The following is a 26,348-nucleotide window of genomic DNA, read 5'->3' on the forward strand; positions in this document are numbered from 1 at the left end:
AGGCCATGAACGGACCGCTGATCGTCCAGAGCGACCGCACCGTCCTGCTCGAGGTCGCGCACCCCGACGCCGAGGACGCGCGCCACGAGCTCGCCGCATTCGCCGAGCTCGAACGCGCCCCCGAGCACGTGCACACCTACCGGGTCACGCGACTCGGCCTGTGGAACGCACGCGCTGCGGGACACGACGCCGAGAGCATGATCGGCACCCTCGAGCGCTTCGCGAAGTTCCCCGTCCCGCAGAGCGTGACCGTCGACATCCGTGACACCGTCGCGCGGTACGGGCGACTCGTGATCCGTCGTGAGGACCCCGAGGACGCCCCCGTCATCGCGAACTCCCCGACCGAGGAGCTCGAGCGCCAGCCCCGGCTGCTGCTCACCGCGACCGACCCGTCGGTGCTCGCCGAGGTCGTCCGGTCCAAGCGCATCAAGCCGCTGCTCGGCGACAAGCGCTCCGACACCGCGATCGAGCTGCAGCAGTGGGCTCGTGGGCAGGTCAAGCAGGAGCTCGTGAAGATCGGCTGGCCGGCCGAGGACCTCGCCGGCTACACGCCCGGGCAGCCGCACCAGATCGACCTCGACAACAGCGGGTGGGACCTGCGCCCCTATCAGCAGGACGCCGTCCAGAGCTTCTTCGCGCAGGGCTCCGGCGTCGTCGTGCTCCCCTGTGGTGCCGGCAAGACGCTCGTCGGCGCCGGGGCGATGGCCACCGTCAAAGCCACCACGCTCATCCTCGTCACGAACACCGTGTCCGCGCGGCAGTGGCGGTCCGAGCTGCTCCGCCGGACCTCCCTGACCGAGGAGGAGATCGGCGAGTACTCCGGCAGCGTCAAGGAGATCCGTCCGGTCACGATCGCGACGTACCAGATCCTCACCGCCCGCCGGAAGGGCGAGTACACGCACCTGTCGCTGCTCGACGCCCTCGACTGGGGCCTCGTGGTCTACGACGAGGTCCACCTGCTGCCGGCGCCGGTCTTCAAGCTGACCGCGGACCTGCAGGCCCGTCGACGCCTGGGCCTCACCGCCACGCTCGTGCGCGAGGACGGCCGGGAGGGCGACGTCTTCTCCCTCATCGGGCCGAAGCGGTACGACGCCCCGTGGAAGGAGATCGAGGCCCAGGGCTACATCTCCCCCGCCGAGTGCTACGAGGTCCGCGTGGACCTGCCGCACGAGGACCGTCTGGAGTACGCGGCGTCGAGCGACGACGAGCGCTACCGCCTGGCCGCGACGTCCCCCGCCAAGACCCCCGTCGTCCGCGAGCTCATCGAGAAGCACCGCGGCGAGCAGATCCTGGTCATCGGGCAGTACATCGACCAGCTCGACGCCCTGGCATCGTCCCTGGACGCCGCCGAGATCACGGGCGCGACGCCCGTCGACGAGCGGGAGCGCCTCTACCAGTCGTTCCGTGACGGCGACATCGACGTGCTCGTCGTCTCGAAGGTCGCGAACTTCTCCGTGGACCTGCCCGACGCGACCGTGGCGATCCAGGTCTCCGGGTCGTTCGGGTCCCGACAGGAAGAAGCGCAGCGACTCGGCCGGCTCCTCCGTCCGAACAAGGACGGTCTGCCCGCGTCGTTCTACACGCTCGTGACGCGGGACACCGTCGACCAGGACTTCGCCCAGAACCGGCAGCGGTTCCTGGCTGAGCAGGGGTACTCGTACACGATCCTCGATGCGGACCAGGTCCAGGGGGCGCCCCATGCGCTCTCAGGAAACGCTTAGACAACAGTCAGATGATAGGGGCATGACCGATGGCCCCAAGATCCTGATCGTCGACGACGAGCCGAACATCCGCGACCTCCTCACGACCTCGCTGCGCTTCGCCGGGTTCGCCGTCCGAGCGGTCGGCAACGGGGCACAGGCGATCTCCGCCGTGCTCGAGGAAGAGCCCGACCTCATCATCCTCGACGTCATGCTCCCCGACATGAACGGGTTCGGCGTCACCAAGCGCCTCCGTTCCTCCGGGTACACCTCGCCGATCCTGTTCCTGACGGCGAAGGACGACACCGAGGACAAGATCACCGGCCTCACCGTCGGCGGCGACGACTACGTCACCAAGCCGTTCTCGCTCGACGAGATCGTCGCCCGCATCAAGGCGATCCTGCGTCGCACGATGAACGACGAAGAGGACGCCATCATCCGGGCCGGCGAGCTCACGATGGACCAGGACACCCACGAGGTCACGATCGGCGACGCGCAGATCGAGCTCTCCCCCACCGAGTTCAAGCTGCTGCGTTACCTGATGCTCAACCCGAACCGCGTGCTGTCGAAGGCGCAGATCCTCGACCACGTGTGGGAGTACGACTTCAACGGGGACGCCGGCATCGTCGAGTCCTACATCTCGTACCTGCGTCGCAAGCTCGACCAGTACTCCACCGAGCCGATCATCCAGACCAAGCGTGGGTTCGGCTACATGCTCAAGGCATCGAAGGCCTCCTAGTCCAGGCTGTTCACGGCGGTCACCGGGTTTCCCCCGGTGGCCGCCGTCTATCGTGAGGGCAGCATGCACTCCAGAATGAACCGCTGGTGGGACGGCATCTCCCTGCGAACCAAGATCACCGGCATCACGGTGCTCCTGGTGGCGCTCGGGCTGCTCGTCGCCGGCCTCGGCACGATGACCGTGCTGTCGAACTACCTGGTCTCGCGTCTGGACACGCAGGTCAGCACGACGAGTTCGCAGCTCGAGGGCCAGAACGTCAGCGACGGGGAGCAGTACTGCAAGCTCTCGGTCGTGCTCGAGAAGAGCTCCTACGTCGCCGCCTACGACAGCGACGGCGAGCAGATCTGCGACACCCAGTCGACGTCGCAGCCGGACATCTCCCGGATGCGGTTCGCCGGCGCCGCCGCCGCCGGCAAGCCCTTCAGCCTGTACGACAAGCAGCACAACCACGAGTGGCGCGCCCAGGTCATCCCGGCGAACCTGCAGAACATCTCGACCGGTGCCACCGAGACCGGCTACGTGCTCGTCGCCGTGTCGAGCGCCGACACCGACCAGACCATCGCCCGCTTCACCTTCATCTTCCTGGGCTTCGGCGCCTCGGTCATCCTGCTCGGGGCCATGCTCACGCGACTGCTCGTCACCGCGACCTTCGACCCGCTCCGTGACGTCGAAGACACGGCCGCCCGGTTCGCCGCCGGTGACTTCAACCAGCGCCTCGACGCCGACACCCCGAACACCGAGGTGGGCCGGTTGAACCGCTCCCTCAACGCCATGCTCGAACGGATCGACAGCGCCTTCGAGGACCGCGAACGCACCATCGCGCAGATGCGCCGCTTCGTCGGGGACGCCTCCCACGAACTCCGCACGCCGCTGGTGTCCCTCCGTGGGTACGCCGAGCTGTACCGCATGGGTGCCCTGCGCAAGGAGGAGGACGTCGCCCAGGCGATGGAGCGCATCGAGAAGGAAGCCCAGCGCATGGGGCTCCTCGTGCAGGACCTCCTCCAGCTCGCCCGCATCGACGAGTCCAAGCCGCTCGAGCTCGGCCCGGTCGACCTCGTCGCCATCGCCCGCGACTCGGCGCTCGACACCATGGCGTCGAACCCCGACCGCGAGATCCAGGTGCTCGTCGAGGACGTGCCCCAGGCCGTCCGTGCTCCCTCGGCCTTCGGTCCCGCCGCCACGCCCGCGTCCGATGCCGTGCCGATGTCGCCCAACACCACCGGCCCGATCGCCTTCTCCCGCCAGACCATCGCCCGCCTGCGAGCCCGTCGTGGGCGCGCGATGGACGTCGAGTCGGAGTCGCAGCCCGGCATGGAGGCCACCCCGATGCCCGACGTGGTGCTCCCGAAGCGCCCGCCGATCGTCCTGGCCGAGGAGAACAAGATCCGCCAGGTCGTGACGAACCTGATGGGCAACGCGATGCGCTTCACCGCGCACGACGACCCCATCGAGATCGGCATCGGCGTGGACGACGACCGCGGCATGGCGCACATCGACGTCATCGACCACGGCGAGGGCATCCCGCCGCAGCTCCGCGACAAGATCTTCCAGCGGTTCTGGCGTGCCGACACCTCTCGCGCGCGGGACACCGGCGGCTCGGGCCTCGGACTCGCCATCGTGTCGGGCATCGTCGCCGCGCACCGGGGTTCCGTCGAGGTCATCGACACCGTGGGCGGCGGTGCCACCTTCCGCATCTGGCTCCCCCTGCTCCCCCGCGACTACACCCCCACCCCGCTCCCCACCCCCGAGTCCTGACCCCCGGGAGGCTCTGCCCCGTCGCCCGCACCCCGAGAGTCCTGATCCCCGGGTCCAGGCCCCGCGAGTCCTGATCCCCGGGTCCTGGCCCCGCGAGTCCTGATCCCCAGGGAACGGCCCCGCGATTCCTGGTCCACGGGTCCAGGCCCCGCGACCGGTCGCAACACCCCGCTCAGTTCCGCCGAGTGGGCGAAGGACGTCGTTCGGCGGGCGCTCGGCCGACGGGCTCTGACCAGTCGATGGATGCCCGTCGGGGAGTTGCGACCACTCGAAGCGGGCGCGGCGACCAGGAAGCGATCGTCCTCACGCCGCGGACCGACGAACAGTGGCCAGTCGCTGCTCGAACGCCTGACGGAGAGGCTCGAACACGGCCGCGGGCCGCTGCACATCCGCCGACGTCGCGTGGATGGCAATCCAGTCGTTGACGGTGAAGCCGTTGTCACGCTGCTGGTCGTGCTGGAAGACGTCGCGCTCTCGGTGATGGTCCCCGTCGTACTCGAACGCGATGCGGTGTTCTGGCCACGCCACGTCCACGCGGCCGAGAAACCGGCCGTCGGGGTCACGAACCTCGACGTTCAGCTCCGGCTCCGGGAACCCAGCGTCCACGATCGCCAGCCGGAACCACGTCTCCATCGCCGACTCCGATCCCACCCGGACCAGGTCGACCGCCGTCCTCGCGGCCACCGCTGACCGCGACCCCGGAACGATCGCGCCGACGAGGTCTGCGATGGTCGTCGCCAGGTCGCTCCGCCCCACGAAGTGGTCTCCGACCGCGACGAGGGCACGGGTCCCCAGCAGAGGGACGCACTGCGCCCACGTGTCCTCGGGTGTGGACAGCCGTCGCCCCGCTACCTCGATGACTCCGGACGCCGAGAGTCGGTGGCCATGGACCCGTGCCCGCCGCATCCGAGGGCCCGTTCCGCTCGTCGAGACGTGCACCGCTCGATCTGACTGGACCGCCAACGGGAGCGGAGCACCCCAGAGCCGTGCAGCCGTCGTGTGACTGAAGAACTGATCCGGACGCATCACGAGCGACAGCGCTTCGACGAACGACGCGAAGTCGTCACCGCCTTCCGCCACTCGGACTCCGTGGACCGGTGCGGCCAGGTCCGAGCGACGGAGGCGTTCGGCGTTCACGCCCATCGCGACGGCGTCGGCGACCCGGAAGGGTCGGTGCGAGAGGGCGGCGGGCAGCGGTTGCAGGCGAGACATCCCACATCCTGCGGCGGACGGGTCTGAACGCGACCCCCCGCCGGACCGGACTGTGGAGAACGTGCTGAGCCGAGCCTCCTGTGCGGAACTGCGCGCTCGGGTGCGGAACCGGACCCTCCGCGACCGGTCGTGACACACCGGCGGTCATCCGCCCACTGGTCAGAAGTAGTCGTCTGCGACCCCGTCAACCGACGTTCCTCGGCCGCTCGGCGGACGTGAGCGGGGTGTTGTGACCGGTCGACACCCACCCCGAGACAGCGCCGCCGAACGCGCGCACGCGCAGCCCGGCCCGGGACGCAGGAAGGCCCCCGCACGCTGAGCGTGCGGGGGCCTTCCGTGGACGTCGGACTAGAAGTCCATGCCACCGGTCGGGTCGCCGGCCGGAGCGGCCGCGGCGCGCTCGGGCTTCTCGGCGACGACGACCTCGGTCGTCAGGAACAGACCAGCGATCGACGCAGCGTTCTGCAGCGCCGAGCGCGTGACCTTGGCCGGGTCGATGATGCCCGCGGCGATGAGGTCGACGTACTCGCCGGTCGCGGCGTTGAGGCCCCAACCTGCTTCGAGCTCGCGGACCTTGGCGGCCACGACACCCGGCTCGAGACCGGCGTTGAGCGCGATCTGCTTGAGCGGTGCGTCGATGGCGACGCGGACGATGTTCGCGCCGGTCGCCTCGTCGCCCTCGAGCTCGAGGGAGTCGAGCGCGACCTTGCCGGCCTGGATCAGGGCGACGCCACCACCGGCGACGATGCCCTCTTCGACGGCCGCCTTGGCGTTGCGCACGGCGTCCTCGATGCGGTGCTTGCGCTCCTTGAGCTCGACCTCGGTCGCGGCACCCGCCTTGATGACGGCGACGCCACCGGCGAGCTTCGCGAGGCGCTCCTGGAGCTTCTCGCGGTCGTAGTCGGAGTCGGTGGCCTCGATCTCGGAGCGGATCTGGCGCACGCGGCCGGCGATCTGCTCGGTGTCGCCAGCGCCCTCGACGATCGTGGTCTCGTCCTTGGTGATGACGACCTTGCGGGCACGACCGAGGAGGTCGAGCGTCGCGTTCTCGAGCTTGAGGCCGACCTCTTCGGAGATGACCTGGCCACCGGTCAGGATCGCGATGTCCTGCAGCATGGCCTTGCGACGGTCGCCGAAGCCCGGGGCCTTGACGGCGACGGACTTGAAGATGCCGCGGATCTTGTTCACGACGAGCGTGGCCAGGGCCTCGCCGTCGACGTCCTCGGCGATGATGAGGAGCTGCTTGCCGGCCTGGATGACCTTGTCGACGACCGGCAGGAGGTCCTTGATGTTCGAGATCTTCGAGTTGACGATCAGGATGTAGGCGTCCTCGAAGACGGCTTCCTGGCGCTCCGGGTCGGTCACGAAGTACTGCGACAGGTAGCCCTTGTCGAAGCGCATGCCCTCGGTCAGCTCGAGCTCGGTGCCGAAGGTGTTCGACTCCTCGACGGTGACGACACCCTCCTTGCCGACCTTGTCGATGGCCTCCGCGATGAGCGCGCCGATGGTCGGGTCCGCGGCCGAGATCGACGCGGTGGCGGCGATCTGGTCCTTGGTCTCGATCTCCTTGGCGTTCGCGAGCAGCTGGTCCGAGACGGCCGCGACGGCCTTCTCGATGCCGCGCTTCAGCGAGACGGGGTCGGCACCGGCGGCGACGTTGCGGAGGCCTTCGCGGACGAGGGCCTGGGCGAGCACGGTCGCGGTGGTCGTACCGTCACCGGCGACGTCGTCGGTCTTCTTGGCGACCTCCTTGACGAGCTCGGCACCGATCTTCTCGTACGGGTCGTCGAGCTCGATCTCCTTGGCGATGGAGACACCGTCGTTCGTGATCGTGGGGGCGCCCCACTTCTTCTCGAGGACGACGTTGCGGCCGCGCGGGCCGAGCGTCACCTTCACGGCGTCGGCCAGCTGGTTCAGGCCGCGCTCGAGGCCACGGCGGGCCTCCTCGTCGAAAGCAATGATCTTAGCCATGTGAGTTCTCGTCCCTCCCGGACGTCGTGGGGTCTTCTGGCACTCAGCGTCACCGAGTGCCAAGCCCGATTCTGGCACTCGACCCCTGAGAGTGCAACACGCGCCGCCCCCCGACGTGACGACGACCACGACCACCACCACCCGCACACGACGAACGCGCCGCCCCCGACGGGGACGGCGCGTTCGCGGTGGTTCGCTGACTAGGCCGGGCGCACCGACTCGGCCTGCGGGCCCTTGGACCCCGTGCCGACGTCGAACGTCACTGCCTGACCCTCCTCGAGGACCTTGTAGCCGTTCATGTCGATGGCCGAGTAGTGGACGAACACGTCCTGGCCCCCTCCATCGACGGTGATGAAGCCGAAGCCCTTTTCAGCGTTGAACCACTTGACGGTTCCGTTGGCCATGATCTGTTGCTCCCTGCGGTACAGCTGTAGCGATCAACGGCATCGTTCGGGTGATGCCGCGGGTCCGAGTGCGTGCACGCCTCACCCGGGTGTTCCTGGCGTCCGTACCGAAGCGGGACGTCATTCCGAGCACTCCGGTGACCACTTGTGACTCTAATCAGGAACGGTGATCGGACAAGGCCTGTCGCGCACATTCCGCGCTGATTCCTCATGAACTCAACGTGCCGGAAACACCGCCGTCACATGGACCCCGCGGAATGCGGATCAATCACCGGAACCCGCCCCGACAAGCCGGGCCGAACCGGCCCGACAAGTCGGGCCGCACCGACCAGACCAGCCGGGCCGGAGCACCCGGCTCAGCCGGCGTAGTCCGCCCCGAGCACGACGCTGATGTCCGCGTTCGGGAACGCCGCCGACTGCTGCACGGCCGTCACCCCGAGCGACGTCGCGATGCCCTGCGCGAGCGCCGCCTGCGATGCCTGCTGGTAGTACACGATCGTCGCGGTGGACCCCGTCGTGCCGGCGTCCCCGGTCGACGTGACCGTCCACCCGGCGGTCGTCAGCTTCGTCGACGCGTTCGCGGCGAGCCCGGTCGTGGTCGTCCCGTTCAGCACGACGAGCGTCGTCGCGCCCTGGTCCGTCGGCGCAGCGGCCGCGGGCGACGACGCTTCACCCGAACCGGCACCGCCGTCCGCGCCGGAACCGCCGGAACCGCCCGACCCGCCCGACCCGCCCGCGGACGGGGAAGCCGATGCGGACGCGGAGGACGAAGCGGACGCCGACGGGGACGAGCTGCTGCCACCGCCGGGGAACGCGTAGCTGCCGTTCAGCAGCGCGAGCACCAGCACCCCGATGCCGACGAGCACGCCGGTCGCGAGCGCGGCCCAGGCGAACGCGATCCAGCCGCGACCACGACGGTGCACGCCACGGTGCGCTCCGACACGCGGCCCGTCGGTCACGTCGTCGAAGCGGTCATGGGGGAATCTCGTCATCGTTCCTCTTCGGTTCGGTGGGCGTCGACGGGGGCGACGAAGCTGCGGGCAGCGCGCGCACTCGTCCGCGATCGCCGCAGACGCTGGAGTCGACCGACGAGCTGCGGGTCGTACGCGAGCGCCGCCGGGGTGTCGATCACCCGGTTGAGCACCTGGTAGTAGCGGGCCGGCGACATGTCGAACTCGACCCGGATCTCCGCCTCTTTCGTCCGGTCGTGCCGCGCGCGGTCGTGCTCGAAGGCGAGCACGTGCTTCGCGAGCTCACTGAGCTCGTCCGCGGGGATGGTGGTCACGACGGTCCGATCACATTCGGGCAACGGGTCTCGCACATCGTAGGGGTGTGGCGGATGGTCACCCTGGCATGGCGCTGGACTGTCGTGGATCCACCTTCAGGACGGTCACCGTGAGGGATCGCGGAACCACCGGCTCGCGGTGCCGAACGCGTCGCAGACCGCCAGGGCCACGCCGTCGAGGGACACCGTCGCGAAGGACGCCGGGTCCGCAGGGTCGGTCCCGTCGGGCAGCGTCGAGGCCACCCCCGCCAGGACCCCGGTGCGTTCGAGCGCGATCCAGTGCACGCCCCACTCCGCCACGCGGTCGACGAACCGCTGCCGGTCCGCACCCTGCACGTAGACGAGGGTGCCCGCGGTCAGCACGACGGGCTCGCAGTCCGCGGGCAGCGCGTCCAGGGCGCGGTCCAGGTCGTCCGGCACGCGGCCGGTGATCCGGACGGGAGGCTCGTCCAGCGTCACGCGCGCCGCCTCGCGCATCAGAGCGACCCGGTCCGTCGCCTCGGGCGGGACGGCCTGCACCAGCCGGTCGAAGGCCCCGGGGACCCGCAGGTCGACGGGGTGCGGGTCGAGGGCCACCCGCCCGCCGATGCGGATGGCAGCGGTCGACGGCGCCGGCACCGTTCCCCACGCGTCCGCGGTCAGCCGGAGCGACGGTTCCGCGGGCGCGGTGTGCATCCGCACGAGCTCGGATCGCGCCCCGCTGTGCCCGTCGCGCCCCCGTGTGTCGGGGCGCGACGACCGCACGAGGGCGCGATCGTCATCGCCGTCGGCGTCGTGCACACGGAGGTCGAGCGTCACCCGGTCCGGGAACGAGCACAGGCTCGCCGCGGCACCGACGTCGACCAGGCCGATCGGCCGCGCAGCGGCAGCGGCGAGTGCCGCGAACACCGGCACCAGCGGACCGAGCCGCCGCGGGTCGTTGGCCTGCACCGTGGCGGAGGTGAGGGCCGCGACCAGGGCGGGGCGGGCCTCCCGTCCGAGTGCGCGGAGCGCGGCCGGGTCCGATGGGTCCGCACCCAGGCCGCGTGCGACCGCGAAGACCAGCTCGGGCTGCCGCTGCGTCGGCGGCACCGCGTCGAGGAGCGCGACGAGGTCGTCGTCGAGCGACCGGGCCCAGGCGGCGTACGTCGGCGAGACGTCCGCGACCCGGTCGGCGTAGGCGCCGTAGCGCTCCCGCGTCGACGGCGGCGAGGTGCTCATGCGCCGGGGCGGTACATGCCGACGTGGGTGATACCGGCCTCGACGTACGGCGCCCCGAAGCGGACGAACCCGTGGCGTTCGTAGAGCCCGGCGACGTACTCCTGGGCGTGCAGGACGACCGGGTCGTGGCCGTGCTCGGTCAGGACGGCAGCGACGAGCCCGCTCGCGATGCCGGCGCCGCGGTGGTCGGGGTGGGTGGCGACGCGGCCGACCACCCACGCCGGGGCTGCCGCGTCCACTGGGTGTTCCTCGTCCGCAGCGGGACGGATCAGGCGGAGGTACCCGACCGCATCGGCCTCGGTTCCGAACCACCAGTGCTCGGTGTCGGGCTCGCGGTCGCGGCCGTCGAAGTCCTCGGCCGAGACGTGTTGTTCCAACGCGAACACCCGATTCCGCAACCGGACGATGCCGTACAGTTCGTCCGTCGTCAGGCGGTCCCAGCGGGTGCGGTGCACGGAATGTCTGGACATCGCGGCGAGTTTACCGAAGAGGCCGACATCCACGGCTGGAAAGCAGGAGGAACCCATGGCACACAACGTCGAGAAGACAGACGCCGAGTGGCGCGCGGAGCTCTCCCCCGAGCAGTACGCCGTCCTGCGGCAGGCCGGCACGGAGCGCCCCTGGACCGGTGAGCTCCTGGACGAGGAACGCGCCGGCATCTACACCTGTGCGGCGTGCAACGCGGAGCTGTTCAAGAGCGGCACGAAGTTCGACTCCGGCTGCGGCTGGCCGTCGTTCTACGAGTCGGTGGACCCCGAGGCGGTCACGCTCATCGAGGACCGCTCGCTCGGCATGGCCCGCACCGAGGTCCGCTGCGCGAACTGCGGCTCGCACCTCGGGCACGTGTTCCCGGACGGCTTCGGCACCCCCACCGGTGACCGGTACTGCATGAACTCGCTGTCGCTGAACTTCTCCGCGAAGAGCGAGTGAGCCCCCGACGCCCTCGTTGGTACGATGAGGGCGTCAGCCAGCATGGCGCAATTGGTAGCGCACCGTACTTGTAATACGGGGGTTGCGGGTTCAAGTCCCGCTGCTGGCCCCAGATCTGTTCGCCACTCCGGCCTCACTTCCGGATGGCGAGTCCTGTTCCGTCGCGCACGACCTCGCCGTCGGGGATCCACACGACGACCCGGTCGAGTCGCACCCGCTCGAACGAGGACCGCTGCGTCTCGAGCAGGGACTGCACCTCGGGCGGCAGCGGGAAACGCCGGTCCGTCCCCACGACGATCGCCACGAACGGGGCATCGACCACGTCCCGCACGCCCCGCGACCCGACGTACTGGTCGTAGTCGCTCGGCGTGATCGCCCCGAAGAAGATCCGCCCGCTGCCAACGCCTTCGTGCCGGAGCAGCGGCAGCAGTCGTGCGACGCCGGTCGACCGGGTCTCCCAGACGGTCTTCGCCAGCGGTGCGCTGCCGACCACGGCCGCGACGACGAGGAGCGACGCCGCAGCCGCCGTGAGTCGCCGCGGCGGGAGGGCGGCGAGTCGCGCGAAGCCGATGGCGGCGAGCAGCACGATGAACGGCATCCACGCCGAGTAGTACGTCGGCAGGGCGATCTTCGCGGCCACCGTGTAGAACACCGCGAGCAGCACGAGCGGCACCGCGACGAACACCACGAGGCGTCCCGGTCGCAGGACCACCGCGAGCAGCACCCCGATGCCGAGGACGACGAGCACGGGTGCGCCGACGCCGTGCTCGAGGTACCAGGCGTTCGCCCACCACGGTGCGAACTGGTACGTCCGCCCGTCGATCTGCGCCAGGTGGCCGTTGCGGTTCTGCCCCTCCTGGAACTCGAGCATGTACGTGACCGCGGACCGGATGCCCATCGGCGCGTACAGCGCGACCACGGTGACCACGAACACCGCGAGCCAGACCGCCCCGCCCACCACGAGTGCCCGCCACCGGCCGAACAGCACGGGGGCGAGCAGGAACGCCGGCAGGAGCACGAGCGTCGATGCCTTCGACGTGACCGACGCCGCCATCAGCACCGCGGACAGCGGCAGCCACCAGGAGCGGTCGGTCCGCACCCACATCCAGACCGCGAACAGCGCGGCGAGCGCGAAGAAGACCATCACCGGGTCGAGCAGCGCGACGCGGTCGATGCGCGCACCGGCGCCACCGCGTGGGGTCAGCGTCCAGAGGGCCGCGGCGCCGTAGCCGGCCCAGAAGCCGATCTCCGTGCGCAGCCAGAGGAACAGGACGCCCGCGCCGAGCACGACCAGCACGCCGACGAGGACTCGTGGGGCGGTGGCTCCCTCGCCGAACACGAGCTGGGCCAGGCCGAAGAGGTACTTCGCGGTCGGCGGGTGCTCACGGTTCTGGTCGAACGCCCCGTGCACGTAGGCCAGGCCCGCCTTGACGTAGGTGGCCTCGTCGCCGCCGACGTTCTCCGCGCTGATCCGCCAGAAGCACTGGTAGGCGGTGGCGATCGCGAGGAGCACGAGCGCGGTACCACGGACCCAGGCCCGCTGGAAGGGGCCCTGGAGGTCGCGGGTCTGCACTCCGAGATCCTACGGGAGCGAAGCGAAGGCCCGAGCGACATGTCGCTCGGGCCTTCGGCGCAGGTGGAACACGGATCAGGGGGCGTTCCGGCGCTCGGCGCGGTAACCAGCCGGCCGTACCAGGATGATGACACTGCACCGAGGGGCTTGTGAAGACGTCCGAGGCGACCTCGCGGCTTCCCGCACCGATCCCGCAGCCGGCGTCCAGCGTCGACTGCGGGATCGGCGGTGGCGGGTCAGCGTCCGCCGGCGATCTTCCGCTCGCGCTGTGCGACACCGGCGGTGCCGTACGGGTAGTCGTCGATGCGCGGTGCGCTGGCGTCCGTGAGCGCCTGGAGCTCCGCGTCATCGAGCACCAGGTCGGCAGCGCCGAGGTTGTCGGCGAGCTGGTCGAGCGTGCGGACGCCGAGGATGACGCTCGTCACGGCCGGACGGGCGAGCAGCCAGGCGAGGGCGACCTGCGAGCGCGAGGCCTCGTGCGCGTCCGCCACCCTGGAGAGGACGTCGAGCACCTCCCACGTGCGCTCGTCGGAGTTCCGGGCCTGCCAGGCCTCCATGCCGCGCTCGGGGTTCTCGCCGAGGCGGGTCGCACCGGTCGGGGCCTCGTCGCGCTGGTACTTGCCGGACAGCCAGCCGCCGGCGAGCGGGGACCACGGCAGCAGGCCGATGCCGGCGTCGAGGCAGGCGGGCACGACCTCGTGCTCGATGTCGCGGACCAGCAGGTTGTACTGCGGCTGCAGCGTCACGGGCGGCGCGAAGTGGTGGGCCTTCGCTTCGTAGACGGCCTTCGTGACCTGGTACCCGAGGTAGTTCGAGAACCCGTAGGAGCCGATCTTGCCCGCGGAGACGGCGTCGTCGAGGAAGCGCAGGGTCTCCTCGATCGGGGTCAGGGCGTCCCACGCGTGCATCTGGTAGAGGTCGATGTGCTCGACGCCGAGCCGGTCCAGCGAGGCGTCGAGTGCCAGGCGGAGGTGGCGGCGCGAGAGCCCGAGGTCGTTCGGACCGTCGCCCTGGGGGAACCGGCCCTTCGTGGCGAGGACCACCTGCGCGGCCTCGGTCGGGTGCGACGACAGCCAGCGCCCGATGATGCGCTCCGACTCGTTGCCGGAGTACACGTCCGCCGTGTCGACCAGGGTGCCGCCGGCCGCGACGAACGCGTCGAGGATGGCGTGTGAGGTGGCTTCGTCGGCTTCGCTGCCGAAGGTCATGGTGCCGAGGGTCAGGGTGGACACCGCTGTCCCGCTGTTCCCGAGGGTTCTGAATTCCATGGCGCGGACGCTACGCCCGGGTGCCCGGCAGTCGAGAGGGCCTGGCAGTACCCGTCACAGCCCCTGTCCGAGGAACGCGATCGCCGCCTCGCGGAACGGCCGCGACGTCGGGGCATTGAAGTGGTTGCGCCCCGGGATCTCGAAGAACGAGGCGTTCGGCGCGGCCTCAGCCAGGCGCACGGCGCTGTCCCGGATGCCGTCCTCGCTGCCCGCCGCCATCAGGATCGGCTGCGCGGGGGCGTTCGCCGGCGTCGGTTCGATGCTGTTCCGCATGCCCTCGACCATCGCCACGAGGGCCCCGAGGTCGTTGCCCTCGACGCCGGCCGCCATCGTGAGGTAGCCGTTCGTCACGCGGTCCTCGACCGGGGTGCCGTCGGTGATGAACGCCCGTGCCTGGTCGACCCGCACGCGCCGCATCGGGTCGGCGTCCGGGATGCCGCCGAAGACGGCTCGGCTGATCCGGTCGGGCAGGCGTTCGGCGGTGTGCCAGCCGACGCGGGCGCCGAGCGAGTAGCCGAGGAAGGCGACGTCGTCGAGCAGGTACGTGTCGATCACCGCGATGACGTCCGCCACGAGCAGGTCCATCGAGTAGGCGCTCGGCTCGTGCGGCTTCGACGACGCCCCGTGCCCGCGCTGGTCGAGCGCGACGACGCGGTACCCGGCCCGGACGAGGTCGCGGGTCCACCCGGACGCGTGCCAGTTCAGCACGGCCCCGGAGGCGAACCCGTGCACGGCCACGACGACGGGCGCGTCCTGGTCGCCGAAGTCGTACGTGGCGATCGATCGACCGTCCGGCGACATCACGGCGCGGGGTCGGGGAGCGGCGGGGACGAGTGACATGGCTTCCCAGGGTATCCGGGCACTGTGGACCGCATGGACGGCTACGGCGGCGATCAGATCCGGGCGGCCGAGCGGCCTCACCTCGACGCGGGGGAACCGCTCATGCAGCGGGCGGCCGACGGCTTGGCCACCATCGTCGGCGCACTGCTCGACGACCCGGCCGAACGGCCCGGCGACGGACCCGGCACGGTCCTGCTCCTCGTCGGCAGCGGCGACAACGGCGGCGACGCCCTCTTCGCCGGCGCGCGGCTCGCGGCCGCCGGCCGGACCGTCGAGGTGGTCCGGGTCGGCAGTCGGGTGCACGAGGCGGGGCTGGCTGCCGCCCTGGAGGCCGGGTGCAGCCTCCTGGGCGAGCCATCCGGACCCGAGACGGGCGCCTCCGGTGCCGGTGCCTCGGACATCCTGCGGGCTGCGGTGCCGACGGATGCCGACCGTCTGGCGGCGGTCACGACCGAGGCGGCGCTCCGCGCCGACCTGGTGCTCGACGCGATCCTCGGCATCGGGGTGTCCGGACCGTCCGCGCTCCGCTCCCCCGCGCGGGAGTGCGTGCACGCCATCCGGGAACTCGCACGCGACCAGCGGGCGCCGTTCGTCGTCGCGGTGGACGTGCCGAGCGGCATCGACGTCGACGCCGGCGGCATCGCGGACGACCACGTCCTGCACGCCGACGTCACGGTGACGTTCGGCGGCGTGAAGGCCGGGCTGCTGCGCGGGCCGGCCGCGACCCTCGCCGGACGGATCGAGCTCGTCGACGTGGGGATCGCGGCCGACCTCGCGGGCATGGAACCGCTCATCCGGACCTGACCGACGGCCTCGTCGCCAGGCCTCCCGACGGACTCGTCGCCAGGCCTGCCCGCGGGTCAGATGCCGCCGGCGTCCACCCCGTCCTCGACGTCACCGCGGGCTTCGAGCCAGGTGTCGACGAAGTGGCGGTAGTTGGCCGCGATGAGGCCCTCCGCCGCCTCGGTGTCGAGGCCCTCGCGGACCACGTCCTCGAGCGGCTCCTCCCAGTTGCTCCGGCCGATCGCGAACCCGACGAAGCCGTCGACCGGTGCCGCGGTGCGCAGCCAGTGGTCGAGCTGCTCCTCGGGGGCGTCGCGGCCGAGGACGATGCACTGCACCGAGTCCCGGCCGTCGCGGCGGGCGGTGGCGACGACGCGCTCGGCGTCCTCGGTGCGGTCGAGGCCCTCGAGCTTCCACACGTCGGCCTCGACCCCGTGGTCCTGCAGGTACTCGAGCACCTGCACGACGAGGTCCGGGCGGAGGTCGCGGTCGTAGTCCTCCACCGATGCCTGCTGCTCGTCGGTGCCGGGGACGAGCAGTTCGACGAGGAACGGGCGGCCGGCGTCGCGCAGCGCGGTGGCCACCTCGGCGAGGTCCGCGGCCTGCTGCGCGCGCTTGTCAGCCTCGTACGCCGGGTTGTCGCGGACGAGCACCTTCACCCAGTCCGGGTCGAAGGAGTCGACGTGCGCCATCCAGTCGTCGCCGTACTCGAGCTCGAACCACTCCCGCCCTGACCGCTCGATCGGCATCGCGAGCTGCAGCCCGGCCTCCTTGACCAGACGGGCGACGTCGGCCCCGTAGAGCTCGTCGACGAGGACGCCCGTCCGCTCGCGGGACGCCCCGGCGGCGAGTGCCGTCAGGACCCCGCGGTAGACGAGCTGCTTGCCCGCGCGGACCCGTGCGGCCTCGGCCTCGTCGGCCGGCTCACCGCTGGACTCGTCGTAGGTGTGCTCGAGCAGCGACGAGCGCTGGTCCATCGCGAGCAGGAACAGGGGGTGACGTTCATCGAGCTTCGGCATGGTCCCGTCCTACTCCCCGTTCCGTCAGTGCTTCGCGACGTACCGCTCGGGCTCGGGCAGCCCGTGCGCGGCGCGGATGCTCCGGCTGAGCCCCTCGATCGCGACGAGGGCATCGACGACGAGCTCCGGGGTGACCGGGAACGGCATGTTGTGGATGGTCTCGCTCTCCACGGTGGCGGCGTCGGCGACCTCGCGGAGCACGTCGGTGTCGTCGACCGTCAGCCCGATCTCGGTGAGCGTGTTCGGCAGGCCGACCCGGGTCGTGAAGACGACGAAGTCCTCGATCTCCGCGGCGGGAGCGCCCTCCATCACGAGCTGCGCGAGCGTCCCGATGTTGACCTTCTGTCCGTGGGCCAGGCCGTGCGCCTGCGGGGCGGCGGTCAGACCGTTGTGGATCGCGTGCGCGGCCGCCAGCCCGCCGGACTCGAAGCCGAGGCCGGACAGCAGGGTGTTCGCCTCGACGACCTTCTCGAGCGCGGGCGTGACGACCTTCGCCTTCACGGCCTCGATCGCCTGCAGGGCGTTGTCGTGCAGCAGGTCCCAGGACAGCTGCGCGAGGGCGACGCCCGTCTCGGTCTGCCGTCCGCCCGCCATGGTGTCGGCGTTCGCGCGCTTGGCGGCCCGGGCCTCGACCCAGGTGGCCAGGGCGTCACCGATCCCGGCGACGAGGAACTGGACCGGGGCGTTCGCGACGAGCTGCGTGTCGATGAGCACGAGGTCCGGGTTGTGCGGGAAGAAGCGGTACTCGATGAACTCGCCCTCCTCGGAGTAGATCACCGCGAGCGCCGAGGTCGGGGCGTCGGTCGAGGCCGCCGTCGGGACGCTCGCCCAGCGGATGCCGGCGAGGTGTCCAGAGGCCTTGGCCGCGTCGATCGCCGACCCGCCGCCGAGGCCCACGATGACGTCCGACTCGGTGGCACGGATGCGCTCGACCAGCTCGTCCACGGCGCCGGGAGTCGCGAACCGGCCGAAGCCGACGCGCTCGACCGGGAGGCCGGCGGCCTGGAAGCTCTCGGTGACCGCGGCCTCGACGATGCCCCACACGACGTCGTCGGCGACGATGAGCGGACGGGAGCCGATCGGGGCGACGAACTCGCCGACGCGGGTGATCGCGCCGCGTCCCTGCACGTAGCGGGCGGGGCTCATCACGGTGGTGATGGGGGTGGCCATGGCTGTTCCTTCCGTCGCAGGGACCTGTCGTTGTGCGACAGGTGTCGGCTGCTCCCGACACCGCCGACGGTACGCGGCGCACCACAACGCCCGGTGATCCGTACATTCGTCAGCATGACGTTCAACGACGACTCGCAGCTGCAGGGCGGCAAGGTCAAGCGCCGCGGCCGGACGACGACGGCAGTGGCCGGCGGCGGGGTCGGCGTCGCGATCCTCGTCTTCCTCATCGCACAGTTCACCGGCTTCGACCTCAGCGGGGTCACCGGGGGCGGCGGCGGCCTGACGCAGATCCAGGGCGGCGGCACGACGGCAGAACCCGTCACCGAGTGCCGCACCGGGCGTGATGCCAACGCGAGCGTCGACTGCCGCATGGAGGGTGCCGCCGAGTCCCTCGACGCCTACTGGACGACCGAGAGCCGGCAGCTCGGCATCGCCTACACGACCCCGGACTTCTCCCTGTTCGACGGGTCGACGGACACCGCGTGCGGCACGGCCTCGGCGTCGACCGGCCCGTTCTACTGCCCGCCGGACCGCGCGATCTACCTCGACACCGCGTTCTACGACGATCTGCAGGCGACGTACGGCTCCTCGGGCGGCCCGCTCGCCCAGATGTACGTCGTCGCACACGAGTGGGGCCACCACGTGCAGCAGCTCCAGGGCACCTTCGCCGACACCGACCGCAGCGGCACCGGGGCCTCCTCGGGCAGCGTCCGGGTCGAGCTGCAGGCCGACTGCTACGCCGGCGCCTGGGTGGGCGACGCCGCGACGACGAAGTCCGCGAACGGGGAGACCTTCTTCGAGCCCTTCACCCGAGCGCAGATCTCCGACGCGCTCTCCGCCGCCAGCGCCGTGGGCGACGACAGCATCCAGGAGCGCTCGAGCGGCCACGTCGACCCGGACTCCTTCACGCACGGGTCGAGCGAGCAGCGGCAGCGCTGGTTCGAGCGCGGCTACGAGCAGGGCGCGGTGACCTGCGACACGCTGAGCATCCCCGGCTCGTCCCTGTAGCCGGGCTCGCCGGTCGCAACACCCCGCTCACGTCCGCCGACCGGTCGCCACTCGTCGTGGCGTCACCGGTCGCAACACCCCGCTCAGGTCCGCCGACCGGTCGCAGACCGTCGGCCGGGTCGGCGCGCAGCGACGGTTGGTGGCCACTCGGCGCCCACCTGACGGGGTGTCGTGACCGCTCGGCGGGGCACTGGACGGAACCGCCTGGAGGCCCGCCACCCGTCCGCCAGACCGGCACCGGGCCTCCAGGCGGTCGCGTCCACCGCACGCGGCGCCACCAGGCAGACGCGCGCACCGCACGCGGCGTCACCAGGCGGTCGCGTCCACCGCACGCCGGCGGTACCAGGCAGACGTGCCCACCGCACGCGGCGTCACCAGGCGGTCGTGCCCACCGCACGCCGCGGTACCAGGCAGACGCGTCCATGCCGCGGACGGCTCACCGCACCGCCGAGCGGTCCGGACTCCCCGCTCACGTCCGCCGAGCGGTCAACAGCCGTCGGCCGGACCGGCGCGCAGCGACGGCCCGTGACCGATCGACGAGCGCCCGACGGGGTGTCGTGACCGGTCAGGAAGCCGAAGCGGAAGCCGACGGCGTCGACGTGGGAGTCGGAGTCGGAGTCGGCGTCGGCGTCTGCTCGCCGGAACCGGCGACGGTGATCACGAAGGTGCGGAACTCCTCGTTCGTGAACGGCTGCGAGTACTCGTACTGCTGCCCGTTCACGAGCACGAGCGGCGTACCCGGGAAGTCCTTCAACGAGGACCCGGGGATGTCGCCACCCGACACGGCGGTGGTGCGCTCGTCGACCCACTTGCCGTAGCGCTGGTCGTCGATGCACGACGCGATCGTCGACTTTGCCGAGATGCCGGCGACCCCACCGACGACCTTCTTGAGCTGCGCGTCGGTGAGCCCGGGGGTGTTCTCCTCCGGCTGGGCGGCGAAGAGCGCACGGTTGACGGCGAAGAACTGGTCTGGTGACGACTGCGCGACGCACGCGGCAGCGTTTGCGGCGCGGAGCGAGTACTTCGTGCCCTGCGACCGGTTGGCGAGGATGGCGATCGGGTGGATGTCGACCGTCGCGACGCCCGACTCGACCAGGCCCTCGATGTAGTCGCTGTTCGCCTTCTCGAACTGGCCGCAGAACGGGCAGAGGTAGTCGACGTACATGGTGATGCGGACGGGCTCCGCCCCCGCCGATGCACTGGCCGACCCGCTGGGCGACGAGGACGCCGTCGAACCGGCGGCCCCTGACTCCGGCGTCATGCCCTGGCTGATGGTGATCCCGCCCTGGGGCATGGACGACGGGCCGGGGCCGGCCGGCTTGGTGGAGTCGACGAGCACGAGCGTCACGACCGTCGCCGCAGCGAGTAACACGACGCCGAGGCCGACCTGCAGCCCGAGACGGAGTCCGCGCTGGCGTCGCTTCTGCTGGAGACGGGCCTTCGCCGCTCGTTCCCGGGCGGCTGCTCGGCGCTGGTTCCGCTCGGCGCGGGCAGCACCCTCGGGGCGGTTCGTCATGACGAGAGGTTCCTCCTGATCGGGGTCCGCACGCGCACACCCCCGCACGGCGGACAGACCCGTCGATCGTAGTGGCGTGCTCTGGGAACCACCCAATCAGCCCTGGGAGTGTGCCGGTGCGCCCCGAAAGGGTGGCGCGGGGGTCTGAACTCGTGCTTGTATGAGCGCGATGGTCGACGACGACCATCCGGGGCCCTCACGGGCGTACCGCTTCACTCGGATCGTCCGGCACGTACCTGCCGGTGGAGAAAGGACCGAACGCTCATGGCGTCCGTCACCTATGACAAGGCAACCCGTCTGTACCCCGGAGGCAACCGCCCCGCGGTGGACTCCCTCGACCTGGACGTCGCCGACGGCGAGTTCCTCGTCCTCGTCGGCCCCTCGGGCTGTGGCAAGTCCACCTCGCTCCGCATGCTCGCGGGTCTCGAGGAAGTGAACTCCGGCGCGATCCGCATCGGCGACCGCGACGTCACGGACGTCCCGCCGAAGGACCGCGACATCGCGATGGTCTTCCAGAACTACGCGCTGTACCCCCACATGACCGTCGCGGAGAACATGGGCTTCGCGCTCAAGATCGCCGGCATCGGCAAGGAAGAGCGCGCCACCCGCGTGCAGGAGGCCGCCAAGCTCCTCGACCTCGAGCAGTACCTCGGCCGCAAGCCGAAGGCGCTCTCCGGTGGTCAGCGTCAGCGCGTCGCGATGGGCCGTGCGATCGTCCGTCAGCCGCAGGTGTTCCTCATGGACGAGCCGCTGTCGAACCTCGACGCCAAGCTCCGCGTCCAGACGCGTACCCAGATCGCCTCGCTGCAGCGTCGTCTCGGCGTCACGACGGTCTACGTCACGCACGACCAGACCGAGGCACTGACCATGGGCGACCGCATCGCGGTGCTCAAGGACGGCATCCTGCAGCAGGTCGGCACCCCGCGTGACCTCTACGAGAAGCCGAACAACGTCTTCGTCGCCGGCTTCATCGGTTCGCCCGCGATGAACCTGCTCCCCGCCAACGTGCTCGAAGGCGGCATCAGCTTCGGTTCGCTCAACCACCCGGTCGACCGCGACACGCTCGGCAACGCGCGCTCGAAGCAGATCACCGTGGGTGTCCGTCCCGAAGACGTCGTCGTCTCGCACGGTGGCGAAGGCCTCCCGGTCACGGTCGACGTCATCGAAGAGCTCGGCGCCGACGGCTACCTCTACGGTCACGCTGACGTCAACGGCACGCGCACCGACATCGTCACCCGCGTCGACGGCCGCAACCACCCGTCGATCGGCGACACGATCGTCATCAGCCCGAAGCAGGGCCACGTCCACATGTTCGACTCCGAGTCGGGCGACCGCCTCGACGACAAGGCCGTCGTCAGCGCCTGATCCACAGCACCACCCCGGGAGCCCGCGCCCGCCTCACAAGGGCGGGTGGCGGGCTCCCGTCGTTCCGTCCCCGGGACGCACGCAGACCCTTTTGACGCGCACCGTGCCTCCCCTCCGAGCACCCGAAGGACCCACCGTGCCCGACTCGTTGTCCATCACCGCAGCCACCGTCGACCCAGGACTCCTCGACCTGCCGTGGGACCTGCCGCTCGACACCTGGCCCGACGACACGATCGTCGCGCTGCCGAAGGGCATCTCACGGCACCTGGTCCGCTTCGTGCACCTCAGCGGGTACGTCGTCGCGGTGAAGGAGACCGGCGAGGAGATCGCCCGCTCCGAGTACGAGATGCTCCGCACCCTGCAGCGCATGGACGTGCCGTGCGTGGACCCCGTCGCCGTCATCACGAACCGGGTCAGCGCGGACGGCGAGCCCCTGCACCCCGCGCTCGTCACCCGGCACCTGCGCTTCTCGCTCCCCTACCGTGCGCTGTACTCGCAGACGCTCCGGCCGGAGACCGCGACCCGACTCGTCGACGCCCTCGCGCTGCTGCTGGTCCGTCTGCACATCATCGGCTTCTACTGGGGCGACGTCTCCCTGTCGAACACCCTGTTCCGCCGCGACGCGGGCTCGTTCGCCGCCTACCTCGTCGACGCGGAGACTGGCAAGCTCTACCCGGGTGGCCTGTCGAACGGGCAGCGCGAGAACGACCTCGAGGTCGCACGCGTCAACATCGCCGGCGAGCTCCTCGACCTCGAGGCCGGCGGCCGGCTCGACGAGAACGCCGACGCGGTCGACGTCTCGAACCGCATCGTCGCGCAGTACCGGACGCTCTGGAAGGAGCTCACCGGCACCGAGCAGTTCGACGCCAAGGAGCGGTGGCGCATCAACGACCGCGTCGAACGCCTCAACGCCCTCGGGTTCGACATCGAGGAGCTCTCGATCAACACGGCCGCCGGCGGTGACCAGGTGCGCATCCAGCCGAAGGTCGTCGACGCGGGCCACCACCAGCGACGCTTGCTCCGCCTCACCGGGCTCGACGCCGGCGAGAACCAGGCCCGACGCCTGCTCAACGACCTCGACTCCTACCGGGCACGCAACGGCCGCGGGGAGCTCGACGAGGAGATGGTCGCGCACGAGTGGGTCTCGCGCGTGTTCGAGCCCGTCGTCCGGGCGATCCCGCGCGACCTCCGCGGTCGACTCGAGCCCGCCGAGGTCTTCCACGAGCTGCTCGAGCACCGCTGGTTCATGTCCCAACAAGAGGAGCGGTCCGTCTCCCTGCCCGAGGCCACGACCGCGTACATCAACGACGTGCTCCGGCACCGCCGCGACGAGCGCCTGCTGATCAACCCGCCGACGTCGTCCATCACCGTGCCGATCCCGCTCGTGGACGCCGACGGTGACGTTGACGAGGACGACGAGGCCGAGGACTGGCGCGCCACCGTCTGACCGGTCACGCTTGGTCGGCCGGGGCGTCGCGCAGCGACGACCCGCGGCGACGGACGGTCGGTCGGGTCGCACTCCGTGTCGCCTCCCCGGCCGGTCTGGCGACACCAAGTGCGACTTCACCGGTCGACGAACGCCGTGAGCGGTCACGCGTCGTCGACGTCGACCGGTCACGACGCCCCGCTCACGTCCGCCGAGCGGTCACGCGTCGTCGACCGGTCATGACGCCCCGCTCACGTCTGCCGAGCGGTCACGCGTCGTCGGCCGGGGAGTCGCGCAGCGACGATCCGCGGCCGGTCGGCGGAACGCCGACGGGGAGTCCTGACCGCTCGGCCTGCGGGGTGACGGCGACCGACTGGAGGCCCGGTGCCGGTCCCGTGGACTGGCACCGGGCCTCCAGACGGTCGCGTCCACCCCGGTACCTGGCCGCGACCGGTCACGACGCCCCGCTCACGTCCGCCGAGCGGTCGCGCGTCGTCGGCCGGGGCCCCGCGCAGCGACGATCCCCGGCCGCTCGGCGGAACGCCGACGGGGAGTCGCGACCGCTCGGCCCACCCCCACCCGACCCCACCCCCAACGTGAGATCGCACTCCGCATCGCCTCCCCGAACGGGTTGGCGACACGAAGTGCGATCTGACGGAGGTGGTGCGCGGCCTAGCCGTGGCGACGGCGGCGGGCGACCTCCCACAGGGTGACGCTCGCGGCGATGCCGGCGTTGAGCGACTCCGTGGCGGACGAGATCGGGATGGAGACGATCGCGTCGCAGGTCTCGGTGACCAGGCGCGACAGGCCCTTGCCCTCGGACCCGACGACGATGACGATCGGGCGGTCGGCGAGCTGCAGGGCGTCGAGCTCCACGTCCCCGTCGCCGTCCAGACCGAGCACGAAGAGCCCCATCGACTTCAGCGACTTCAGGGTCTGCGTCAGGTTCGGTGCCATCGCGACCGGGGTGCGGGCAGCGGCACCGGCGGAGGTCTTCCACGCCGACGCGGTCACGCCGACCGACCGACGCTGCGGGACGACGACACCGTGGCCGCCGAAGGCAGCGGTGGACCGGATGATCGCGCCGAGGTTGCGCGGGTCGGTGATGCCGTCGAGGGCGACGAGCAGCGGGACCTGGTCGCGGGAGAACGCGCGCTCGACGATGTCCTCGGCGACGGCGTACTCGTACGCGGGGACCTTGAGCGCGACGCCCTGGTGCACGCTGTCGTGCCCCGTGATGCGGTCGAGCTCCGGACGCATGATCTCCATGATCGGCACGCCGCGGTGGTTGGCGAGCGTCAGGATCTCCTTGACGCGGTCGTCGACCTCGATGCGGGCGGCGACGTAGAGCGTCGTCGACGGGGTCTTGGTGCGCAGGGCCTCGAGCACCGAGTTGCGGCCGGTGACCAGCTCGGAGTCGTCGGTCTTGCGCTGCGGCGGACGGCCGGTGCGACCCTGCGGCGTGCTGGACGCGCCGTGACGGCCACGGGCGGCTTCGAAGCGGTCCTTCGCGGCCTTCCGCTTGCCGGCGGGGTGGTACGGGCGGTCCTCGGCCTTGGGCGTCGGCTTGCGGCCCTCGAGTGCCTGGGCGCCCTGACCGCCGGAACCGACCTGCTTGTTGCCCTTGCGCCCGGAGCGCACGGCACCGGGTCGCCCCTTCTTGTTCCCCGAGACGTTCTTCATGGTCTGCTCCTTCAGCGCCGCCTGAGCGACTTCGGTGCCGCGCTAGCGACTTCGGTGCCGCTCGTGGCGGCGGTGCGTCGCTAGGCGATGCTCCAACGTGTTCCGGACGACGTGTCCTCGATCGTGATGCCCGCAGCGGCGAGGTCGTCGCGCACGCGGTCGGCCGTGGCGAAGTCCCGCGCTGCCCTGGCATCCGAACGCTCCTGCACGAGACGTTCGACGAGGGCGGCGAGCGGTGCGGCAGAGGTGTCCTGACCGGCGCCGGACCAGTGAGACGCTCGCGGGTCGATGCCGAGCACCTCCACCATCGCAGCCACCTGATGGTACGCGGTCCCGAGCGCATCTGCATCGTCGGTGTCGAGCGCGGCATTCCCGGCGCGGACGGTCTCGTGCAGGACGGCCAGGGCCTGGGGCACTGCGAGGTCGTCGTCCATCGCGTCGGCGAAGGCCTCGGGGACCCCGGGGGCGTCCCGGAGCGTGACGCCCTCGAGGCGCGTCGCTGCCCGGTCGAGGAACCCGGCGATGCGGTCGAGCGCGGCCTCGGCCTCGGCGAGGGAGCCGTCGCTGTGGTCGATCGTGGAGCGGTAGTGGGCGGCACCGAGGGCGTACCGCACGACGACGGCGGGCGCGGAGGCGAGCAGGTCGGCGGCGAAGACCGAGTTGCCGAGCGACTTCGACATCTTCTGCCCGCCGACCGACACGAGTCCGTTGTGCAGCCAGTACGACGCGAACGGGTCACCGGCGGCAGTCGACTGCGCGAGCTCGTTCTCGTGGTGCGGGAAGCGCAGGTCGAGGCCGCCGCCGTGGATGTCGAACGCCGGCCCGAGGTAGCGCCGCGACATCGCGGAGCACTCGATGTGCCACCCGGGACGGCCGGCGCCCCACGGGGAGTCCCACGACGCGGTGGCGGGCTCGCCGGCCTTGGCACCCTTCCACAGGGCGAAGTCCCGGGCGTCGCGCTTGCCGCGGGGGTCGGCGTCGGTGGCGTCGACCATGTCCTCGCGGCGCTGCCGGGTCAGGTCGCCGTAGGACGCCCAACTGCCGGTGTCGAAGTAGACGTCGCCGGAGTCGTCGGCCGCTGGGTAGGCGTGGCCGCGCTTGATGAGCCGCGCGATGATGTCCTGCATCTCCGGGATGCTGGCGGTGGCTCGTGGTTCGTACGTCGGCGGGAGGATGCCGAGCGCGGCGTACCCGGCGCTGAACTCGAGCTCGACGCGGTACGCCCGCGCCCACCAGGGCTCGTCGGTGCCGGCGGCCAGGTCGAGCACCTTGTCGTCGATGTCCGTGACGTTGCGGACGAGCGTCACGCGGTACCCGCGGTGCGTCAGCCAGCGGCGCCAGATGTCGTAGACCAAGGCGGAACGCAGGTGTCCGACGTGCGGCGACGACTGCACCGTCGGACCGCAGACGTACATGCTGACCTGTCCGTCGACGAGGGGGACGAGGTCGACGACGTCTGCGGCACGGGAGTCGTAGAGGCGAACGGTCACGGCACAACCCT

23 protein-coding genes and 1 tRNA gene are annotated in these 26,348 nt (G+C 71.0%); 9 read left to right on the forward strand and 15 right to left on the reverse strand.

Features of this window, described 5'->3' with window-relative positions; genetic code table 11:
- The first annotated feature begins 5 nt into the window (after positions 1-5).
- From BIU98_RS06275 to BIU98_RS19965, 3 genes are all read left to right on the forward strand, one after another.
- The gene (locus BIU98_RS06275; protein WP_071273366.1) at positions 6-1,721 is read left to right on the forward strand and encodes a DNA repair helicase XPB; all 1,716 of its coding nucleotides are present in this window, start codon (positions 6-8) and stop codon (positions 1,719-1,721) included.
- 22 nt (positions 1,722-1,743) lie between these two features.
- Positions 1,744-2,439: a response regulator transcription factor gene (locus BIU98_RS06280; protein WP_056120555.1), complete on the forward strand. Its 696-nt coding sequence runs from the start codon at positions 1,744-1,746 to the stop codon at positions 2,437-2,439.
- A gap of 63 nt (positions 2,440-2,502) precedes the next feature.
- Positions 2,503-4,194, forward strand: a complete 1,692-nt coding sequence (locus BIU98_RS19965; RefSeq protein ID WP_071273369.1) for a cell wall metabolism sensor histidine kinase WalK — start codon at positions 2,503-2,505, stop codon at positions 4,192-4,194.
- Between the two features lie 303 nt (positions 4,195-4,497).
- On the opposite strand, the gene BIU98_RS06290 is transcribed toward BIU98_RS19965, so the two are convergent.
- The 7 genes from BIU98_RS06290 to BIU98_RS06320 all read right to left on the reverse strand — a co-directional run bounded on the left by BIU98_RS06290 (position 4,498) and on the right by BIU98_RS06320 (position 10,736).
- On the reverse strand, positions 4,498-5,406 hold the full coding sequence (locus BIU98_RS06290) for a hypothetical protein (protein ID WP_071273372.1): 909 nt from the start codon (positions 5,404-5,406) through the stop codon (positions 4,498-4,500).
- 348 nt (positions 5,407-5,754) lie between these two features.
- Positions 5,755-7,377: a chaperonin GroEL gene (groL, locus tag BIU98_RS06295; RefSeq protein WP_071273375.1), complete on the reverse strand. Its 1,623-nt coding sequence runs from the start codon at positions 7,375-7,377 to the stop codon at positions 5,755-5,757.
- A 200-nt stretch (positions 7,378-7,577) separates the two neighbouring features.
- Complete coding sequence (locus BIU98_RS06300; RefSeq protein ID WP_056120541.1) at positions 7,578-7,781, reverse strand: cold-shock protein; 204 nt, start codon at positions 7,779-7,781, stop codon at positions 7,578-7,580.
- Between the two features lie 356 nt (positions 7,782-8,137).
- Positions 8,138-8,773 (reverse strand): LytR C-terminal domain-containing protein, encoded by a 636-nt coding sequence (locus tag BIU98_RS06305; RefSeq protein ID WP_071273379.1) that lies wholly within the window; start codon positions 8,771-8,773, stop codon positions 8,138-8,140.
- Positions 8,770-9,066, reverse strand: coding sequence for a DUF3263 domain-containing protein (locus BIU98_RS06310; protein WP_254787807.1), 297 nt, complete (start codon positions 9,064-9,066; stop codon positions 8,770-8,772). The genes BIU98_RS06305 and BIU98_RS06310 overlap by 4 nt, the downstream gene beginning before the upstream one ends.
- A gap of 105 nt (positions 9,067-9,171) precedes the next feature.
- Positions 9,172-10,266 carry a DUF2332 family protein gene (locus tag BIU98_RS06315; RefSeq protein WP_071273385.1) on the reverse strand — a complete coding sequence of 365 codons (1,095 nt, stop codon included), beginning with the start codon at positions 10,264-10,266 and terminating at the stop codon, positions 9,172-9,174.
- On the reverse strand, positions 10,263-10,736 hold the full coding sequence (locus BIU98_RS06320) for a GNAT family N-acetyltransferase (RefSeq protein ID WP_071273388.1): 474 nt from the start codon (positions 10,734-10,736) through the stop codon (positions 10,263-10,265). The genes BIU98_RS06315 and BIU98_RS06320 overlap by 4 nt, the downstream gene beginning before the upstream one ends.
- 55 nt (positions 10,737-10,791) lie before the next feature.
- Here BIU98_RS06320 and msrB point away from each other — a divergent pair, with 55 nt between their 5' ends.
- Both msrB and BIU98_RS06330 read left to right on the forward strand, forming a co-directional pair.
- Positions 10,792-11,196, forward strand: a complete 405-nt coding sequence (gene msrB, locus BIU98_RS06325) for a peptide-methionine (R)-S-oxide reductase MsrB (protein ID WP_071273391.1) — start codon at positions 10,792-10,794, stop codon at positions 11,194-11,196.
- A gap of 36 nt (positions 11,197-11,232) precedes the next feature.
- A tRNA-Thr gene (locus tag BIU98_RS06330) sits at positions 11,233-11,308 on the forward strand.
- A 21-nt stretch (positions 11,309-11,329) separates the two neighbouring features.
- Here BIU98_RS06330 and BIU98_RS06335 read toward each other — a convergent pair.
- From BIU98_RS06335 to BIU98_RS06345, 3 genes are all read right to left on the reverse strand, one after another.
- Positions 11,330-12,769 carry a glycosyltransferase family 39 protein gene (locus BIU98_RS06335; RefSeq protein WP_071273394.1) on the reverse strand — a complete coding sequence of 480 codons (1,440 nt, stop codon included), beginning with the start codon at positions 12,767-12,769 and terminating at the stop codon, positions 11,330-11,332.
- A gap of 236 nt (positions 12,770-13,005) precedes the next feature.
- The gene (locus BIU98_RS06340) at positions 13,006-14,037 is read right to left on the reverse strand and encodes an aldo/keto reductase (protein ID WP_071273397.1); all 1,032 of its coding nucleotides are present in this window, start codon (positions 14,035-14,037) and stop codon (positions 13,006-13,008) included.
- A gap of 54 nt (positions 14,038-14,091) precedes the next feature.
- A complete protein-coding gene (locus BIU98_RS06345) occupies positions 14,092-14,877 on the reverse strand; it encodes an alpha/beta fold hydrolase (protein ID WP_071273400.1) in 786 nt (261 codons plus the stop codon).
- A 33-nt stretch (positions 14,878-14,910) separates the two neighbouring features.
- Here BIU98_RS06345 and BIU98_RS06350 point away from each other — a divergent pair, with 33 nt between their 5' ends.
- A complete protein-coding gene (locus BIU98_RS06350) occupies positions 14,911-15,681 on the forward strand; it encodes an NAD(P)H-hydrate epimerase (RefSeq protein WP_071273403.1) in 771 nt (256 codons plus the stop codon).
- Between the two features lie 56 nt (positions 15,682-15,737).
- Here BIU98_RS06350 and BIU98_RS06355 read toward each other — a convergent pair whose 3' ends face one another.
- Positions 15,738-16,679 carry a 2-deoxy-5-keto-D-gluconate 6-phosphate aldolase domain-containing protein gene (locus BIU98_RS06355; protein WP_071273406.1) on the reverse strand — a complete coding sequence of 314 codons (942 nt, stop codon included), beginning with the start codon at positions 16,677-16,679 and terminating at the stop codon, positions 15,738-15,740.
- A 24-nt stretch (positions 16,680-16,703) separates the two neighbouring features.
- Complete coding sequence (locus BIU98_RS06360; protein WP_071273409.1) at positions 16,704-17,849, reverse strand: glycerol dehydrogenase; 1,146 nt, start codon at positions 17,847-17,849, stop codon at positions 16,704-16,706.
- A 114-nt stretch (positions 17,850-17,963) separates the two neighbouring features.
- Between BIU98_RS06360 and BIU98_RS06365 the strand changes: the two genes are divergently transcribed.
- Positions 17,964-18,857, forward strand: coding sequence for a neutral zinc metallopeptidase (locus tag BIU98_RS06365; RefSeq protein ID WP_071273412.1), 894 nt, complete (start codon positions 17,964-17,966; stop codon positions 18,855-18,857).
- A gap of 565 nt (positions 18,858-19,422) precedes the next feature.
- On the opposite strand, the gene BIU98_RS06370 is transcribed toward BIU98_RS06365, so the two are convergent.
- Entirely contained in the window at positions 19,423-20,373 is a 951-nt protein-coding gene (locus tag BIU98_RS06370) for a thioredoxin domain-containing protein (protein ID WP_071273415.1), read from the reverse strand.
- Between the two features lie 264 nt (positions 20,374-20,637).
- Between BIU98_RS06370 and BIU98_RS06375 the strand changes: the two genes are divergently transcribed.
- Positions 20,638-21,738 (forward strand): ABC transporter ATP-binding protein, encoded by a 1,101-nt coding sequence (locus BIU98_RS06375; RefSeq protein ID WP_071273418.1) that lies wholly within the window; start codon positions 20,638-20,640, stop codon positions 21,736-21,738.
- Between the two features lie 136 nt (positions 21,739-21,874).
- Complete coding sequence (locus tag BIU98_RS06380; protein ID WP_071273421.1) at positions 21,875-23,185, forward strand: DUF4032 domain-containing protein; 1,311 nt, start codon at positions 21,875-21,877, stop codon at positions 23,183-23,185.
- Positions 23,186-23,836: 651 nt separating this feature from the next.
- On the opposite strand, the gene rlmB is transcribed toward BIU98_RS06380, so the two are convergent.
- Positions 23,837-24,847 (reverse strand): 23S rRNA (guanosine(2251)-2'-O)-methyltransferase RlmB, encoded by a 1,011-nt coding sequence (gene rlmB / locus BIU98_RS06385; protein ID WP_071273424.1) that lies wholly within the window; start codon positions 24,845-24,847, stop codon positions 23,837-23,839.
- An 80-nt stretch (positions 24,848-24,927) separates the two neighbouring features.
- Positions 24,928-26,337, reverse strand: coding sequence for a cysteine--tRNA ligase (cysS, locus tag BIU98_RS06390; RefSeq protein WP_071273427.1), 1,410 nt, complete (start codon positions 26,335-26,337; stop codon positions 24,928-24,930).
- Positions 26,338-26,348: the final 11 nt, after the last annotated feature.

Source organism: Curtobacterium sp. MMLR14_010 (genome assembly GCF_001865015.1).
Taxonomy (GTDB): Bacteria; Actinomycetota; Actinomycetes; order Actinomycetales; family Microbacteriaceae; genus Curtobacterium.

Excerpts from the sequence above, each read along its gene's own strand:
- msrB (WP_071273391.1), top strand. The coding sequence starts at position 10,792 with ATGGCACACAACGTCGAGAAGACAGACGCCGAGTGGCGCGCGGAGCTC.
- BIU98_RS06275 (WP_071273366.1), top strand. The coding sequence starts at position 6 with ATGAACGGACCGCTGATCGTCCAGAGCGACCGCACCGTCCTGCTCGAG.
- BIU98_RS06350 (WP_071273403.1), top strand. The coding sequence starts at position 14,911 with ATGGACGGCTACGGCGGCGATCAGATCCGGGCGGCCGAGCGGCCTCAC.
- BIU98_RS06345 (WP_071273400.1), bottom strand. The coding sequence starts at position 14,877 with ATGTCACTCGTCCCCGCCGCTCCCCGACCCCGCGCCGTGATGTCGCCG.
- BIU98_RS06320 (WP_071273388.1), bottom strand. The coding sequence starts at position 10,736 with ATGTCCAGACATTCCGTGCACCGCACCCGCTGGGACCGCCTGACGACG.
- BIU98_RS06340 (WP_071273397.1), bottom strand. The coding sequence starts at position 14,037 with ATGGAATTCAGAACCCTCGGGAACAGCGGGACAGCGGTGTCCACCCTG.
- BIU98_RS06365 (WP_071273412.1), top strand. The coding sequence starts at position 17,964 with ATGACGTTCAACGACGACTCGCAGCTGCAGGGCGGCAAGGTCAAGCGC.
- BIU98_RS06305 (WP_071273379.1), bottom strand. The coding sequence starts at position 8,773 with ATGACGAGATTCCCCCATGACCGCTTCGACGACGTGACCGACGGGCCG.
- BIU98_RS06360 (WP_071273409.1), bottom strand. The coding sequence starts at position 17,849 with ATGGCCACCCCCATCACCACCGTGATGAGCCCCGCCCGCTACGTGCAG.
- rlmB (WP_071273424.1), bottom strand. The coding sequence starts at position 24,847 with ATGAAGAACGTCTCGGGGAACAAGAAGGGGCGACCCGGTGCCGTGCGC.
- BIU98_RS06280 (WP_056120555.1), top strand. The coding sequence starts at position 1,744 with ATGACCGATGGCCCCAAGATCCTGATCGTCGACGACGAGCCGAACATC.
- BIU98_RS06315 (WP_071273385.1), bottom strand. The coding sequence starts at position 10,266 with ATGAGCACCTCGCCGCCGTCGACGCGGGAGCGCTACGGCGCCTACGCC.
- BIU98_RS06355 (WP_071273406.1), bottom strand. The coding sequence starts at position 16,679 with ATGCCGAAGCTCGATGAACGTCACCCCCTGTTCCTGCTCGCGATGGAC.
- BIU98_RS06290 (WP_071273372.1), bottom strand. The coding sequence starts at position 5,406 with ATGTCTCGCCTGCAACCGCTGCCCGCCGCCCTCTCGCACCGACCCTTC.
- BIU98_RS06370 (WP_071273415.1), bottom strand. The coding sequence starts at position 20,373 with ATGACGAACCGCCCCGAGGGTGCTGCCCGCGCCGAGCGGAACCAGCGC.
- BIU98_RS06300 (WP_056120541.1), bottom strand. The coding sequence starts at position 7,781 with ATGGCCAACGGAACCGTCAAGTGGTTCAACGCTGAAAAGGGCTTCGGC.
- BIU98_RS19965 (WP_071273369.1), top strand. The coding sequence starts at position 2,503 with ATGCACTCCAGAATGAACCGCTGGTGGGACGGCATCTCCCTGCGAACC.
- BIU98_RS06375 (WP_071273418.1), top strand. The coding sequence starts at position 20,638 with ATGGCGTCCGTCACCTATGACAAGGCAACCCGTCTGTACCCCGGAGGC.
- groL (WP_071273375.1), bottom strand. The coding sequence starts at position 7,377 with ATGGCTAAGATCATTGCTTTCGACGAGGAGGCCCGCCGTGGCCTCGAG.